12 protein-coding genes and 1 pseudogene are annotated in these 14,813 nt (G+C 62.5%); 6 read left to right on the top strand and 7 right to left on the bottom strand.

Annotation, left to right across the window (positions count from 1 at the left end; translation table 11 throughout):
- The first annotated feature begins 248 nt into the window (after positions 1-248).
- Genes lpdA through lipA form a run of 3 tightly spaced genes read left to right on the top strand, consistent with a single transcriptional unit; the run spans position 249 to position 3,224 of the window.
- Entirely contained in the window at positions 249-1,661 is a 1,413-nt protein-coding gene (lpdA, locus tag ABSB13_RS14555) for a dihydrolipoyl dehydrogenase (RefSeq protein ID WP_428109822.1), read from the top strand.
- A 2-nt stretch (positions 1,662-1,663) separates the two neighbouring features.
- Positions 1,664-2,362 carry a lipoyl(octanoyl) transferase LipB gene (gene lipB / locus ABSB13_RS14550; RefSeq protein ID WP_428109819.1) on the top strand — a complete coding sequence of 233 codons (699 nt, stop codon included), beginning with the start codon at positions 1,664-1,666 and terminating at the stop codon, positions 2,360-2,362.
- Positions 2,355-3,224: a lipoyl synthase gene (lipA, locus tag ABSB13_RS14545; protein WP_428109817.1), complete on the top strand. Its 870-nt coding sequence runs from the start codon at positions 2,355-2,357 to the stop codon at positions 3,222-3,224. Before lipB ends, lipA begins: the two co-directional genes overlap by 8 nt.
- Before the next feature lie 81 nt (positions 3,225-3,305).
- Here lipA and ABSB13_RS14540 read toward each other — a convergent pair whose 3' ends face one another.
- The 6 genes from ABSB13_RS14540 to cofC form a co-directional block, all read right to left on the bottom strand.
- Complete coding sequence (locus tag ABSB13_RS14540; protein ID WP_428109815.1) at positions 3,306-4,127, bottom strand: MlaA family lipoprotein; 822 nt, start codon at positions 4,125-4,127, stop codon at positions 3,306-3,308.
- Positions 4,128-4,203: 76 nt separating this feature from the next.
- Positions 4,204-4,866, bottom strand: a complete 663-nt coding sequence (locus ABSB13_RS14535; RefSeq protein WP_428109824.1) for an MlaC/ttg2D family ABC transporter substrate-binding protein — start codon at positions 4,864-4,866, stop codon at positions 4,204-4,206.
- Between the two features lie 13 nt (positions 4,867-4,879).
- Complete coding sequence (mlaD, locus tag ABSB13_RS14530) at positions 4,880-5,392, bottom strand: outer membrane lipid asymmetry maintenance protein MlaD (protein WP_428109813.1); 513 nt, start codon at positions 5,390-5,392, stop codon at positions 4,880-4,882.
- Between the two features lie 11 nt (positions 5,393-5,403).
- Positions 5,404-6,234 carry an ABC transporter ATP-binding protein gene (locus tag ABSB13_RS14525; protein ID WP_428109810.1) on the bottom strand — a complete coding sequence of 277 codons (831 nt, stop codon included), beginning with the start codon at positions 6,232-6,234 and terminating at the stop codon, positions 5,404-5,406.
- Positions 6,235-6,280: 46 nt separating this feature from the next.
- On the bottom strand, positions 6,281-7,072 hold the full coding sequence (locus ABSB13_RS14520; protein WP_428109807.1) for an MlaE family lipid ABC transporter permease subunit: 792 nt from the start codon (positions 7,070-7,072) through the stop codon (positions 6,281-6,283).
- A gap of 3 nt (positions 7,073-7,075) precedes the next feature.
- Positions 7,076-7,720: a 2-phospho-L-lactate guanylyltransferase gene (gene cofC, locus ABSB13_RS14515; protein WP_428109805.1), complete on the bottom strand. Its 645-nt coding sequence runs from the start codon at positions 7,718-7,720 to the stop codon at positions 7,076-7,078.
- A 171-nt stretch (positions 7,721-7,891) separates the two neighbouring features.
- On the opposite strand from cofC, the gene ABSB13_RS14510 reads away from it, so the two are divergent.
- The 3 genes from ABSB13_RS14510 to ABSB13_RS14500 all read left to right on the top strand — a co-directional run bounded on the left by ABSB13_RS14510 (position 7,892) and on the right by ABSB13_RS14500 (position 13,948).
- Positions 7,892-8,776, top strand: a complete 885-nt coding sequence (locus ABSB13_RS14510) for a tetratricopeptide repeat protein (protein WP_428109803.1) — start codon at positions 7,892-7,894, stop codon at positions 8,774-8,776.
- Between the two features lie 45 nt (positions 8,777-8,821).
- The gene (locus tag ABSB13_RS14505; RefSeq protein ID WP_428109800.1) at positions 8,822-9,541 is read left to right on the top strand and encodes a dienelactone hydrolase family protein; all 720 of its coding nucleotides are present in this window, start codon (positions 8,822-8,824) and stop codon (positions 9,539-9,541) included.
- Positions 9,542-10,240: 699 nt separating this feature from the next.
- Positions 10,241-13,948, top strand: a complete 3,708-nt coding sequence (locus ABSB13_RS14500; RefSeq protein WP_428109796.1) for a choice-of-anchor D domain-containing protein — start codon at positions 10,241-10,243, stop codon at positions 13,946-13,948.
- A 44-nt stretch (positions 13,949-13,992) separates the two neighbouring features.
- Here ABSB13_RS14500 and ABSB13_RS14495 read toward each other — a convergent pair.
- Positions 13,993-14,813 (bottom strand): annotated as a pseudogene (locus tag ABSB13_RS14495) (hypothetical protein); the annotation flags it as partial.

The following is a 14,813-nucleotide window of genomic DNA, read 5'->3' as shown; positions in this document are numbered from 1 at the left end:
CGATGCCACTTCGCTGAACCCAATCCTCATGATCACTTCTGTCAGTCACCTCTGCGCAGCAACCTGTGCAGAGCTTCCCTAGGGGTTAGGTCAGCCCGCGGCGCATCCTAGCTCTCCTGCGTCATCCCGACCGAAGCGGAGGACCCGGATCATCGCCTCTCCCCGCGATGGCACCCATCCGTACTCGATGCTCTAATGCGGAGAATGATCGGGCCACGCGACGCGTAAGGCCTAAGAAGGACTTCAGCTTGGCAAACTCACGCTATGACCTTGTGGTAATCGGCTCCGGACCCGGCGGATACGTCGCCGCAATTCGCGCCAGCCAGCTCAAAATGCGCGTCGCAGTCATCGAGCGCGACCACCCCGGCGGCGTATGCCTCAACTGGGGATGTATCCCGTCGAAGGCGCTGCTGAACTCCGCGGCTGCGATGGATACGATTCGCGGCGCGTCCAAGGAACACGGCATCGAGGTCGGCGAGGTCCGTTTCGATTTCAAGAAAGTGATCGCGCGCTCGCGTGCCGCCGCCGAAAAGCTCTCCAAGGGCGTGCTCTACCTGCTCAAGAAAAACAAAATCGATTACTTCGAGGCCGCCGCGGTCGTCACCGGCCCGCATTCCGTGGCGCTTGCGCAAGTCGAAGGCAAGTCCGCGCCGGCGGTTTCAGCACTCGAAGGGGAGAGGATTCTGATAGCGGCCGGGTCCGGCGAAAAACTGTTCCCGGGAATGAAGGTCGGCGACGGCGTCGTCACCAGCAAGGAGGCGCTGGTGCTGGACACGATGCCCGCGAGCGTCCTCGTGATAGGGGCCGGCGCAATCGGACTCGAGTTCGGCTATTTCTACAGCGCGTTCGGCGCCAAGGTGACGATCGTCGAGCTGGAAAAGCAGATGCTCCCCGGCTTCGACGCGGAAGTCGCCGAGGAGTTGCGCCGCGCGTTCGTCAAGCGCGGGGTCAGCGTGATGCTCGGACACGGCTACAAGTCGATGGCGCGCAAGGGCAATCTGTGGTCGGTCGCGGTAACGGCCGATGGCGCCGAAAAATCCATCGACGCCGAGGTCGTGCTGATCGCCGTCGGCCGCACCCCGCTCAGCCAGAACATCGGACTCGAAAAGCTTGGCGTCGAGCTCGAACGCGGCGGCTTCATCAAGATAAACGACTCGTTCCAGACCACGGTCCCGAGCATCTACTCGATCGGCGACGTGGTCCGCCCGCCGCTGCTCGCGCACAAGGCCAGCGCCGAAGGTATCGCCGCGGTCGAAATCATGGCGGGCGTGCGCGAACCCGGCTTCGACCTGCTCGCGATCCCCGGATGCATCTACTGCGAGCCCGAAGTTGCGACGGTGGGACTCAGCGAAGCCGATGCAAAGGCGCGCGGCATCGAAGTGAAGGTCGGCAAGTTTCCGTTTCGCGCGATCGGCAAGGCGGTTGCGATCGGCGAGACCGCGGGCTTCGTGAAAATCGTCGCGACCAGGCAGTACGGCGAAGTGATCGGATGCCAGATAATCGGACACGCTGCCACCGACATCATTTCCGAAGTCGTGCTCGGCAAAACGCTCGAGACCACCGTGACCGAAATCGGCAAGACCGCGCATCCGCATCCCACGATGTCCGAGGCGATCATGCAAGCGGCTTTGGCCGCCGACGGCGAAGCGATAGACTTCTGACGATGGACGCGCGCGGAGCACTCACCGTCGCCGATTTGGGCGTGGTTGACTACGACGCCGCGCTTGCGATCCAGGCCGCGATGCTCGCGGCGCGGCTGGGCGGCACGATCGGCGATACGCTCCTGATGATGGAGCATCCGCATGTCTTCACGCTGGGCCGCGGCGCGGACGAGCGGTTCATCGTGGGCAATCCGGCGAGCGTGCCGATTCGGCGGGTCTCGCGCGGCGGGCAGGTAACGTATCACGGCCCCGGACAATCGATCGGTTATCCGATTCTCAAACTCGAAGGGCGCGACCGCGACGTTACGAAGTATCTTCGAGACCTCGAGGCGGCGATGATCGACGCGCTCGCAAAATTCGGCATCGACGCCGCCCGCCGCGACGCGATGACCGGAGTGTGGGTTGGGTCACGCAAGATCGCGTCGATCGGCGTCGGCATCCGGCGCTGGACCACCTGGCACGGCTTCGCGCTGAACGTATCCACCGATCTCAGCTTCTTCGATTCGATCGTGCCCTGCGGTATCGAGGGATGCCGCACGACTTCAATCTGCGAGCTGACGAATCGCGCGGTGTCGGTCCGCCAGTTCGCCGAGGTGATGCGCGAGAGTTTCCGCCGCGTGTTCCACTACGATGAAATAGTTCTCGCCGGTCCGTCGCAGACAGGTCAGGCGCCTCACCACCTGATGGCTGGCAATGGCTGAACGAAAGCATCCCGACTGGATTAAAGTTCGCGCACCGGTGTCGCCCGAGTACTTTCGCACCAAGGCGATCCTCGGCGGGCTCAAGCTGCATTCCGTCTGCCAGGAGGCGTGCTGCCCGAACATCGGCGAATGCTTTTCGCATCGCACCGCCACCTTCATCCTGATGGGCGACGTGTGCACGCGCAATTGTCCGTACTGCGCGGTCGCGCACGGCAAAGTTCGTCCGCTGGATTCCGACGAACCGCGGCGAATCGCGGAGGCGGTGGCGCGCCTTGGACTGCAACATGTCGTGGTCACCTCGGTCGATCGCGACGATCTGCCCGACGGCGGCGCGGCGCATTTCGCGGCCACGGCGCATGCAATCAAGGCGCTGCCGGCGCCGGCGCGCGTCGAAGTGCTGGTCCCGGACTTCCAGGGATCATTCGCCAGCGTCGAGACGGTGGTGGAATCGCCAATCGATATCTACAACCACAATATCGAAACGGTGCCGAGTCTTTATCGCACGGTGCGGCCGGGCGGAAATTACGCTCGATCGCTTGAGGTCATCCGCCATGCGAGGGACTTCGCGCGCCGGCTCGGCAAGCCGATGTTCACCAAGGCGGGCGTGATGCTCGGGCTGGGCGAGAGCAACGGCGAGCTGCTCGATGTGATCCGCGATTTGCGCGGGACAGGGTGCGACATCCTGACGCTTGGGCAGTATCTGCGGCCGTCGCTGGAGCACATTGCCGTGGCCAGGTACGTGGCACCGGCGGAGTTCGCGGAGTTGAAGACGGCCGCGCTGGCGATGGGGTTCCATCACGTCGAGTCAGGGCCGCTGGTGCGCAGCTCGTACCACGCGTGGGAACACGTCAACGCCGGCTGAAAAAAGCAGCGCGCCGCGAGAGGTCAGTCCCGCGGCGCGCCAATCGTCAAATCACTCTAAGCGTTACGAATCCGGAGCCGCCTACCACTGTTCGTCGTGGAGCTTTTTGACGTCGTGCACGCGCGTCTGCAGGTACGCGTCCTGAACAGCGCCATAGAGATCGATCGCATAGCGATCGGCTTCCTCGAACTGGTTCAGATGCAGCGAACGATAGTTCACCGCTTGAACCGCGCCCGACCCGGTGGCCACCGTGACCGCCACCCAGAACGGAACGAAGTAGCTGATCGGGTTCATCGCACCGTCGGCGACCAGGCCGACCGTGTCGCCAATCGTCGAAGGTCCAAAAAACGGCAGCATCAGGTACGGACCGGTCGGGATGTCGTAGTAGCGAATGGTGAGGCCGAAATCATTGGGATGCTTCTTGAGCCCAAACCAAAGGTCGGCGGGATCGAAGAAGCCGGCCAATCCGAGCGTCGTGTTGATTCCAAAGCGGGCGAATTCGTCACCGGCCTCGGCCAGCTTGAGCTGAAACAGGTTGTTGGCGAAACGCGGGATGACATGGGCGTTGTCAAAGAATCTGCTCACGCTTTCACGCACCGGCTGCGGCGCGATGGTGGCGTATCCGCTGGCAACAGGGCGCACCACCCAATCGTCGAGCTTGAGGTTGAAGGTGAACATCGGCTCATTGATTGGCGCCATCGGATCGGCGTAGCCGCCCTGATTGTTCTCGCCCGGCGGCTGATTGGACGGATTGACCGCCGATTGGGGGGCAGCGTTCTGCGACATCGGAGCGGCGCCCTGGCACGTGGCCGGGGTCGCGAACGAAACGACCGCGAGCAGCGACGATGCGAGTATCATCCAGCGCGCGCCTGTCCTTTCGATTTGTTTCGAACCAGATGTCATTTGTCTCTCCATGGCGGTGTCGCCCCAAGATCTTGGTTAAGAGGGTACCTGTCCAGACTCAAGGAATCCATACGTGCTAGTGGTTCGCCAGACTTGCCGCAAGCGCCGCCTGTTTACTCTTTAAGTCGCTGATCAGGGTGGGGTAGCCCTGATTGTTCATCACGCGATTAAACTGGTTGCGGTAATTCGCGATGATACTGATCGCGTCCACGGTCACATCGTAGATCTTCCAGGTGGCGCCCTCCTGCACGAGCCGGTAGTTCAAATGGATCGGGTCCTTGCCCTCCGGCTCCACGATGTCGGTGTTGACCTCCGCGTACTGGGGCCCGTCGGTCGTCATCCTGAGGAAGGAGACTTGCTGACCGCGGTAGTCGTTAACCTTGCTCAAGTAGGAATCCTCGATGAAGGCGACGAACGCTTTGGTGAACTCCTGCTGCTGATCGGCGGTGATCTGCTTCCAATGGTAGCCGAGCGCCGACTTGGCCATCTCGGTGAAATCGAAGGTCGCGGACACGATTTGGCGCAGCTTGTCCTGGCGCTGGGCCAGCGGCGTTTGAGCGTCGCGCAGCACCTCCAGCGCCTGGTTGACGGTGGTCTGCACCACGGACATCGGATCGTCGGCCCAGGCGGCCGCCAAAAAGCGCGACGGTGCAAGGCAGACGACGAGTGCGGCCGTCACCGTGAGCATCGCGATCGCGCGCCGCGGCACGATTCGCTGGATGGAAGTTGGCGTCATCATATATTTCACCCGGTTATTTCTCCGATTTTCCAGGCTTCTGCTCCTTGTCTGAGTTTGAGGATTTTTCCTTGGAATCACCGCTGCTGCCGCTGTTGTTGATCAGTTGGCCGATGGCGTCCTCGAGCACAAACGCCGACTCGGTTTGCCGAATCGTGTCGCCATCCTTGAGGATAAGGTCGCTCGGGCCGAGCGCGATAGACACGAACTTGTCGCCGATTATTCCGCTGGTCTTGATCGACGCGATCGCATCCTTGTCGATCGGCACGCCGTCGTCAACGCGCATCGCAATCCGCGCGCGCATGTCCTTGAGCTCGATCTGCGTAATCTTGCCGATCTGCACGCCCGACAGTTGAACCTGATCTCCGGTCTTCAATCCCGAGATATTATCGAAACTTGCGTACAGCGTGTAGCCGGGCTTGGGCAGCAGGGTGAGTTTGCCCAGCGACAGCGACAAAATCGCCAGCGCGATAATTCCGAGAATCGCGAAAATGCCGACGATAAGCTGCGTGGTTCGAGTTGCGTACATAGGTCTTTGTTTCAGCCCGCAAGGGCTGTTTCATTCTCCTCGCCGGATGCCTTGCCCGCCAGAAACCGTTTGAAGACGTCGTCATCGGCCGCCATCACCTCGGCCACCGTGCCGTTGAGATGAGTGCGGCCATTATGGAGAAACGCGACGCGATCGGAAACCTGGAAGACCGCCGGCACGTCATGGCTGACCATCACGGCGGTCAGTTGAAAATTCTCCTGCGTGCGCCGGATAAGTTCGTGAATCGCGCCGGTCCGCGACGGATCGAGGCCGGTGGTCGGCTCGTCGAGCATGAGGATCTTCGGGCGCCGCACCAGTGCGCGCGCGAGCGCGGCGCGCTTCTGCATCCCGCCGCTCATCTCGGAGGGGAACTTGGCTTCCATCCCTTCCAGCCCAACCGCCTTGAGCGTTTCATGCACGTGCTCGGCGATCTCGGCGCGAGTGAGCCTGGTTTTCTCCACCAGCGGGAAGGCGACGTTGTCGAATATCGACATCGAGTCGAACAGTGCGCCGGCCTGAAAGAGCATTCCGAATTTTTCGCGCACCGCGTCCAGACCGGTCGCGCCGAGCTTGGTCACTTCGACGTTGTCGAACACAATCGTGCCCGAGTCGGGCCGCAGCAGCAGGTTGATATGCTTGAGCAGAACGGTCTTGCCCGATCCGCTGGGGCCGACGATCGTCGTGATCTGGCCGGCGGGAAAGTCGAGCGTAACGCCGTCGAGGACCTGCTGGCGGCCGAAGCGGCGGCGAAGATCGCGCACTTCGATTGCATTACCGGCGCGTGGCGCGTTGCTGAGGTCCTGCGCATGGCCGCCGCCAGGGTTGATTTCAGTTTTGCTCATGGATGATTTCAGTTCGGCTCATGCATCGTCGTTGGCTACGGCGTTATCACAAAAGTATAGACGTAAGAAAATAGTCAAATGCAAGAATCAGGGCGCTGGACAGTACCACGGCTTCGGTGGTGGCGCGGCTGACCCCGGTCGCCATCCGGTCGGCGTGATATCCCTTGTAGCAGCAGATCCAGATTACGATCACGCCGAAGACCAGGGACTTGTAGACGCCGGTCATGATGTCGTGGCCGTCCATGTTGGCGGCGATACCGTTGAAGTATGCACCCGACGGCGCGCCCATCAAACCGACGCCGACCATGTAGCCGCCGAAGATCCCCACCACGTCGAAGACCGCCGTCAGCAAGGGGAAACTGATCACGCCGGCGAGCAGCCGCGGCGAGACCAGGTACTGGACCGGGTTGATCGCCATCACGGTGAGCGCGTCGATCTGTTCGGTGGACTGCATCGCGCCGAGCTCCGCCGCCATCGCGGAACCGGCGCGCGCCGCGATCATCAGCGCGGCCAGAACGGGTCCCAGCTCGCGCACCAGAACCAGCGCGACGACCGTGCCCAGCGCGCCGTCGGAGCCAAAGCGGCGCAGTGTGTTGTAGCCCTGCAGACCCAGCACCATCCCGGTGAACCCGCCGATTAGAATGACCAGAAACAGCGAGTCGGCGCCGATGATTCGTATCTGCCGAATCCACAGCCGCGGCTTGAACGGAGGGATGAACACATAGAGCGCCGTGGTCAGCAAAAAAAGCACGAACGCGCCGAGCCGGACAACGCCGTCGATTACCAGCGCGCCGAGCCGCCCAGTCATTTCCACGATCGCCATCAGTCCGTTTTTCAATTTTTAGTGGTGAGCAATCCCGAGCCGGGCCAACTGGTTTTGAGTATGCGTGGCGGACCCGGCGCGCTCGAACTCGGCGAGGTCCGCGACTACGTCGAGATCCAGCGCGGGCCGCGCAAGCCGCAGAACTCTAGCCACAACGCCGGAGCCGCGGCAATCGTCCAGATGGCGCACCAGGCTCATTCGACCGAATCGAGTCGCCACCGCGCCGGCGGGTGAGCGGCAAATGATGTTGGTGCCGGAGAAGTCCCGCGAGGGAACCAGCACCACGCCGCCTTCGGGGGGCATCGCGGCAAACACTGCGTCTATATCTTCGGCGGCGATCAATGGGATGTCGGACAGTACCGTGCAAACTGTTCGCGCACCATCGGCAATCAGCGCGGAGGTGGCAAGTCCGACGGCGACGTTGAGGCCGCGCGGAAATTCCTCGTCGATAGTGAGTGCACCGGCGGAGCGCGCCTGTGCGAGCAGGCCCGCGTCCGACGTCACCACGGCGACGCGGTCGGCGGCGGTTGCGCCAAGCGAAGCCGCCAGCACGTCGCGAAACATCGCGTCGGCCAGCGCACGGCGCTCGCCGGGCGGCAACGCCGGCGCGAGCCGGGTCTTGGCGAATTCGAGTTGCTTGGCAGCGATCAGGATAAAGCGCACGGGGTATCTATATAACCTAACCGGCCCGCGCATCCAACGGGAACTGCGACAGGCGCCGGAGTGCTTGACAGTGTTTCCGTGCTCGCTTCAACATTGATGTGCGGATTTGTCCGTCGCTGGCCCGATCATCGCGCAATCGGAAGGCGCGCCAGTCTTGGAGGTACCTCAGCGATGAACAGGAAGCGAAGCTTAACGACCCGGACCGGGGCGACGATCGTGGTTGGCGCGATGATCCTGATAGGGGCGGGATGCCATCACAAGACCGCCGAGGATTTTCTTGGCGAGGGCGACACGGATATGCAGACGACGAAGCTCGCCGACGCGGAAAAGGCTTACCAGGAGGCGGCGAAGCTCGCGCCGAACGATCCGCGCACTCATATCGCGCTCGGGAATCTGTACATCTTCGAGCACAAGCCGGGCGACGCGCAAGTTGAGTTCATGAAGGTTCTCGAGATCGATCCAAAAAACGCGGCGACCCACGCCGCGCTCGGCAACCTTTATAGCGATCAGAGCCAGCGCGGGTTGGCCGAAAATCAGTACCGCGCCGCGGTGGCGCTGGAGTCGGACCGCCCCAACTACCATCTCGATCTGGGCGACGTGCTGGTAAAGGAAGGCAAGGCCGCCGAGGCGGAAGATCAAATCCGCACCGCAATCGGACTCAGCCCCAAAGACGCGAAGGCGCACCTGGCGCTGGCGAATCTGCTGGCGACGGAGCCGGATCGCGCGACCGAAGCCAACGCGGAGTTCGCCGAGGTGCGAGCGCTCGACGCCAAGCTGATCCCCGCGCCGGCCGCGACACCGGCTGCCAGTGCGGCGCCGGCGGTTGCCACGGCGACGACCGCGTCGGGCGGCGCGCCGAAGATCAAGCCGCTCAACAAGCTTTTCCTGTTGACGAAAAATTCACCGGTATATCAAAATCCCGACGAGACCAGTTCCACGATCGGCCACGTGCGCCGCAAGAAGTATGTTCACGTCACGGGAATCAGCGGCAACTACCTCCAGATCAAACTCAGGAATGGCGCGGTCGGCTTCATACCGGAGACGGCCGCGGAGTAGATGGCGTGGCGCGCGGGTGTCATTTTAATTTCGAGGTGAGCGACAATGGCGAACAAAGAGATCATCACGCGTGAAGTCAGCTATGCGGGCCGTGCGTGCGCGCTCAACGCGTATGTCGCCGAGCCGGCCGGCGTCGAGCCGTCGCCGGCGGCGATCGTAGTGCAGGAATGGTGGGGGCTGAACGACCACATCCGCGATATAACCCGGCGGCTGGCGCGCGAGGGTTACTTTGCGATCGCGCCGGACCTGTACTCGCGACAGGGCCATCGCGTTGCCACCGAGCCCGGCGGGGCCGCGCAACTGATGGGCGGATTGAAGAAGGAAGACGGCATCGCGGATCTTCAGACCACGGTGGAATGGCTGCGCGCACAGAAGCGGACGCATTCCACCCGCATCGGCATCACGGGATTTTGCATGGGCGGCAGCTACGCGCTGCTATTGCCATGCGAGAGCCGTGAAATCGCGGCCGCGGCGCCGTTCTATGGCGAAGTACCGCCGGACGAAAAACTCAAGCATCTCGGCTGCCCGGTTTTTTACGCATACGGCGAGAACGACGGATGGATCCAGCGGGCGGACGTCGATCGGCTGGCGGCGGCGCTGAAGAAGTTCGACAAGCCGGGCGAGGTCAAGGTTTACGCGGGATGCTCGCATGGATTTTTCAACGACACTCGCACCGACGTCCATCGCCCCGCCGAAGCCAAAGACGCGTGGCAGCGCGTGCTCAAGCTGTTCGCCGAAAATCTGAATGCAGGTTCAGGAGAGTGATTGCAAAGTAACTTTTTTCTAACCGCCGACGGGAACATCGGCCCGAGCGTTTGGATTCTGTCGATGGCCGTGATCGCTGGATTCGCCTATCGACGCGGCTGGCAGAAGACTCCTTATTGGCTTCGCCGATACATTTGGTGCGCCGCTGTCTTGAAGGCAGTCGTGTGGCTTCCATTCATAACGCTTCCGTTCATAACAAAAACAACCGATCTTCCCTACAGTCGGACGTTCGAGTTCTTCGGATTTATATATATGGTCGCTATATTTCTGGACACGATCCTAATTTGGTTAGGAGTCGCGATTGGAGCCGTTCTGCTGGCCGGTATGCTAGTTGGCATGTTTGTTCCGGCCAAAACTTAGACCCGTCATTCCAGTTCATCCCGCCTGATCCCGTCTGGTCCCGCCCGGATTTCAAAACCGCCCACTACTCAAATCTGAAAGGGTGAACCAGCCCGGGAACTGATCTCGGATCTCTGTCGGCGGATTGTGATTCGATCGGATCTGCAATCCAACTGACTCACACGCTGCGCAAATGCCGCCTGCAACGGGCGGCGATACCCGGCGACGCGCCACGCTGAGCGCGCTGCAGTATGTTTAAGCGGAGATTGTCACCCCCCTTAACTCGCGATCGTGCGGGCCCAACACTGGTTTCATATTTGCCAGCCGCGCCTGGTTCGGATCGATCGCAAGGGGGAAACTGTGGAAGACATCACGACCTCGCACAAACCGTCGCCAGCAATTTTCAAACTTCGCCTGAGCGCCATCGCGCTCGCATCTCTCGGCGCGGTGTTAATGGTAACGATGCTGATAGCGGCGACCGGCGACAATATCGCGGACGCCGTGCTCGGACAAATCGACTTCTCGCACAACGGCCTGAACAACCCCGGCGCGGCGAGTCTCGATTCTCCCGGCCAGATGGCCATCGATCTGAGCGGCTCAACCGAGCATCTGTACGTCGTGGACGCCAACAACAGCCGCATCCTCGGATGGAACGACGCCACCAGCTTCGCCAACGGCCAGAACGCAGACATCGAGATCGGCCAGCCCGATTTTGAAACCACGCTATGCAACAGCGGCGCCGCCGGCGGCGACCTCGCGGGCCTGGGCCCGGATAGTTTATGCATGCCCGGCGGCGTGGCCGTGGACAGCGCGGGCAATCTGTACGTTGCGGACACGCTCAACAGCCGAGTGCTCGAATACAATCAACCGTTCATGCAGGCAATGAGTGTCGGCTTCGCGGCGAATGCCGTATTCGGACAGGGCGGCAGTTTCACCCAGGCGGCTTGCGCGTCAACGGCGACCGGCCTCTGTGATCCGCAGGGCGTCGCCTTGGACTCGAGCAACAACCTTTACGTCGCCGACGCGGGCAATAATCGCGTGCTGCAATACAGCCCTGGCGGCGGCGCGACCGCGCAGCTCGTCTTTGGACAAGGCGCGACCGGCACCGACTTCACCGACAATGCTTGCGACATCAGCGAGGGCTTTGCCTCCCTGAACGGGATGTGTAATCCACTGTCAGTCGCGGTCGATGTCTTGGGGAATTTGTACGTCGGCGACGACGGCGATCATCGCGTGCTCGCATATCTGACCCCGCTCGGCACCGCCGGCCCTGATCCCGGCACGCCCGGCAATCCTGGCGACGTGACCCCGGACCTGGTCTTCGGCCAAGGCTCGACCGGAAGCGATTTTACCGACATCCAATGTTATGACGGCAACGGAGGCGATCCCGCGCCGAGCGCCGATGGCATCTGCAACTTGAGCGCAATAGCTCTCGACAGCGCGGGCGACTTGTTCGTGACCGATATCAACAACAGCCGCGTGCTCGAATATCTGAACCCGCTCGCTTTAAGCGGTGGAACGCCCGGCACGTCCGGCAGTCCCGGCGACGTGACTGCGGACGTCGTCTTCGGTCAGAACGGCAGCTTTGCCACCGGGGTTTGCGGCGGCACCCGCGCCAGCGCGATTGCGGCGAGCGGATCCGTGCTATGCCTGCCCGACGGAGTCACGTTGGACGGCGCGGGCGACGTTTTCGTCGCCGACGCATCCAACAACCGGGTCCTCAAGTACACCAGTCCACTGTCATCTCCGCCGCTGGCCAGCGCAGTGCTCGGACAGGCCGATTTGTTACACAACGGAGTCAACAATCCGACGGCGGCCGCGCTCCAGGCGCCGGAGGGAATAGCCATCGATTCCGGCGCCACACCGAACCACCTCTACGTCGCCGACTCAGTCAACAATCGCGTGCTCGGATGGGCCGACGCGGCCGGGTTTGCCAACGATCAACCCGCCGATATCGTCATCGGGCAGCCCGACGCGCTCTCCGTCAATTGTAACGACGGGGTCGTGGCCGGTGATTCCAACGGCATCGGCCCGGACAGCCTGTGCGATCCGGCAGACGTGGCCGCGGACAGTTCGGGTGATCTGTATGTGGCCGACGCGGGCAATAATCGCGTGCTCGAATACCTTACCCCGTTCGCCATTTCCTCGCCGATTGTTGGACAAAGCGCCGCTCAAGTGTGGGGACAAAACGGCAGTTTCACGACCACCGGATGCAACCTCGGCACGGACACGATCAACGCCTCGTCGATGTGCTTTCCCGAAGGTGTGACAGTCGATACGTTGGGCGATCTGTACGTATCCGATACGGACAACAATCGCGTGCTCGAGTTCAACTCCGGCGATACGGTCGCCGACAATGTGTTCGGACAGGGCGGAATTTTCACCAGCGGGGACTGCAACGGCGCCAGCGTTATCAATGCGGACTCGCTGTGCGGTCCGCGCGGACTGACTACCGACCCGGATGACGATCTGTTCGCCGCCGACTCGAACAACTTTCGCGTTCTGGAATATCTCAACCCGCTGGACAGCGGCGGCGGAACGCCCGGCACGCCCGGCAGTTCCGGCGACACGACCGCGGATCTCGTTTTCGGCCAGGGCGCCAGCGGCACGAGCTTTACGACCGCCGTATGCTCGAGCGCGGCGGGACCGGCGCCGAGTGCCACCGGAATTTGCAATCCCGTCGGTGTCAGCCTCGACAGTCCGGGAGATCTGATCGTCGCCGACCAGACCAACAATCGCGTGCTCGAGTACAACCAGCCGCTGGCGACGGCCAACGTCACCGCGGGCCTGGTCCTCGGACAAGGTTCGGACGGTGCCGATTTCACCGATAGCGCCTGCGCCAATTCCGGCCCCGGCAACCCCGCGCCCAGCGCAACCGGGATGTGCCAGCCGGCCGGCGTCGCGATGGATACGCTCGGCAACCTGTACACCGCAGACGAAGCTAACAATCGCGTGCTGCTATTCGACGCGCCCATCGTACCGGGTCCAACGCCGACGGCAACGGCGACAGATACCGCGACTGCGACGGCTACGGCGACCGATACCGCGACCGCAACCGCATCTGATACGCCGACTGCAACTGCAACAGCGACAGATACTGCCACTGCGACCGACACCGCGACTCCGACGGCTACAGCGACAACGACTGCGACGGCGACAGATACAGCGACCGCAACTGCCACAGCGACAACGACTGCGACGGCGACAGATACAGCGACCGCAACTGCCACAGCGACAACGACTGCGACGGCGACAGATACAGCGACCGCAACTGCCACAGCGACAACGACTGCGACGGCTACGGCAACGCCGACATCAACGGCGACGCCAACCGATACCGCAACTGCAACGGCAACTGAGACCGCGACCGCAACTGCCACAGCGACAACGACTGCGACGGCTACTGCAACCGACACTCCGACCGCGACCGCGACACCAACTGACACGCCGACCGCGACCGCGACTCCGACGGCTACAGCGACAACGACTGCGACGGCTACGGCGACTGACACTCCGACCGCGACTGCCACAGCGACAACGACTGCGACGCCGACAACGACCGCAACTGCGACGGCGACAGATACCGCAACTGCGACGGCAACTCCGACCGCGTCCGCAACTGCAACTCAAACCGCAACTGCGACGGCAACTCCGACCGCGTCCGCAACTGCAACTCAAACCGCAACTGAAACGGCGACTTCCACCCCGACTGCCACTCCTACTGCAACCGCGGTGCCTGGCACGCTGGAGGTCTCACCAAAGCGGCTGCTCGAGCTCGGCAAGGTCGTGTTCGGAGAAGGCGCCGTGAGCAAGCCCAGGCACGTCACTATCACGAATAAGAGCAAGACCACGCCGGTCACGTTTTCGAGCATCGCCACCAGCGGCGACTTCGCGATGGCGAGCGGCTGCGGCGCGACGATCGGACCCAAGTCCACATGCAAGGTGACTATCCGGTTCTTGCCAACCGGCTTCGGCGGGCGCGAGGGCACGCTCACGATCAACAGCAACGCGAGTAATTCGCCGCGGTCCGTCGATCTGACCGGCAACGGCACTCACGCAAAGAGATAGCGGGCGGCGCAACAACCAACGAAAAACGAAAAGCGAAACGGCGATCAGTTCGCCAGGGCGGCGGGATCGAGCTGCGGACCGGCCAGATAGATAAGACGGCCCTCATCGAGCGCGCGCTCCCGGAGCCATCGTGCAACGATCGTCATGGCCTCCAACTCTCCGCGCTCGACGTTTTTCAACTTGTATCGATCGTAATTGCCCGCGACGAACGCGGCTACCTCGCCGGCGGCGTCGCCCGTATCCAGACGGCGCGTGATCGCAAGCCGTCCCGACAGCACGACGTGCGCTGCGCGATCTGCATCCTCGCCGGTCACGATCACGAGGTTGTTTTCCGTCACCACCTGGCTGAGGCGGGTCGCGCGATGGGCCAGCGTGGTCAGCGCTTCGAGATGGTGGCGAAAGCGCGCCGCCTCCTCAAAGCGCATCGCGGCCGCGGCCTGATCGCGCGCCATTGCCAATTCACCGAGGATCGGGCCGCTTCGCCCGCGCAGAAATCCAACCGCGCGCCGGACCCGCTCCGCGTATTTTTCCGCGTCGATACTCAGGTTGCACGGCGCGGTGCAATGCCCCATCTGGCCGTAGATGCACGGCGAAAAATCCTCGCTCGGCGCGAGCTTCCCGCCGCAGGTGCGAAGGCCGAGGATTCTGGCCAGCGCGAGAACTGAATGCTCGATGCCGCGGCGGCCGATGAACGGCCCCAGATGCATCACGCCGCGCTGCGCACTCATCCTGGTCGAGATCGTCACGCGCGGAAACTCGTCCATCATGTCGAGCTTGATGAAATACGCGGGCGCCGCCGATTTCAGCATCCGGTTGTACGGTGGTTTCAGCTCGCGGATGAGCCGCGCTTCGTCGAGCGCCGCCT

The organism is Binatus sp. (SeqCode), from assembly GCF_050013435.1.
Lineage (GTDB): Bacteria > Desulfobacterota > Binatia > Binatales > Binataceae > Binatus.
The sequence above is the reverse complement of the archived record's forward strand: the minus strand, read 5'-3'. Positions and strand labels throughout refer to the sequence as shown.

What these genes read in the sequence shown, in the direction of transcription:
- lipB (WP_428109819.1), top strand. Translation starts at nt 1,664, where the DNA reads ATGGACGCGCGCGGAGCACTCACCGTCGCCGATTTGGGCGTGGTTGAC.
- lipA (WP_428109817.1), top strand. Translation starts at nt 2,355, where the DNA reads ATGGCTGAACGAAAGCATCCCGACTGGATTAAAGTTCGCGCACCGGTG.
- ABSB13_RS14540 (WP_428109815.1), bottom strand. Translation starts at nt 4,127, where the DNA reads ATGACATCTGGTTCGAAACAAATCGAAAGGACAGGCGCGCGCTGGATG.
- ABSB13_RS14535 (WP_428109824.1), bottom strand. Translation starts at nt 4,866, where the DNA reads ATGATGACGCCAACTTCCATCCAGCGAATCGTGCCGCGGCGCGCGATC.
- mlaD (WP_428109813.1), bottom strand. Translation starts at nt 5,392, where the DNA reads ATGTACGCAACTCGAACCACGCAGCTTATCGTCGGCATTTTCGCGATT.
- ABSB13_RS14525 (WP_428109810.1), bottom strand. Translation starts at nt 6,234, where the DNA reads ATGAGCAAAACTGAAATCAACCCTGGCGGCGGCCATGCGCAGGACCTC.
- ABSB13_RS14510 (WP_428109803.1), top strand. Translation starts at nt 7,892, where the DNA reads ATGAACAGGAAGCGAAGCTTAACGACCCGGACCGGGGCGACGATCGTG.
- ABSB13_RS14505 (WP_428109800.1), top strand. Translation starts at nt 8,822, where the DNA reads ATGGCGAACAAAGAGATCATCACGCGTGAAGTCAGCTATGCGGGCCGT.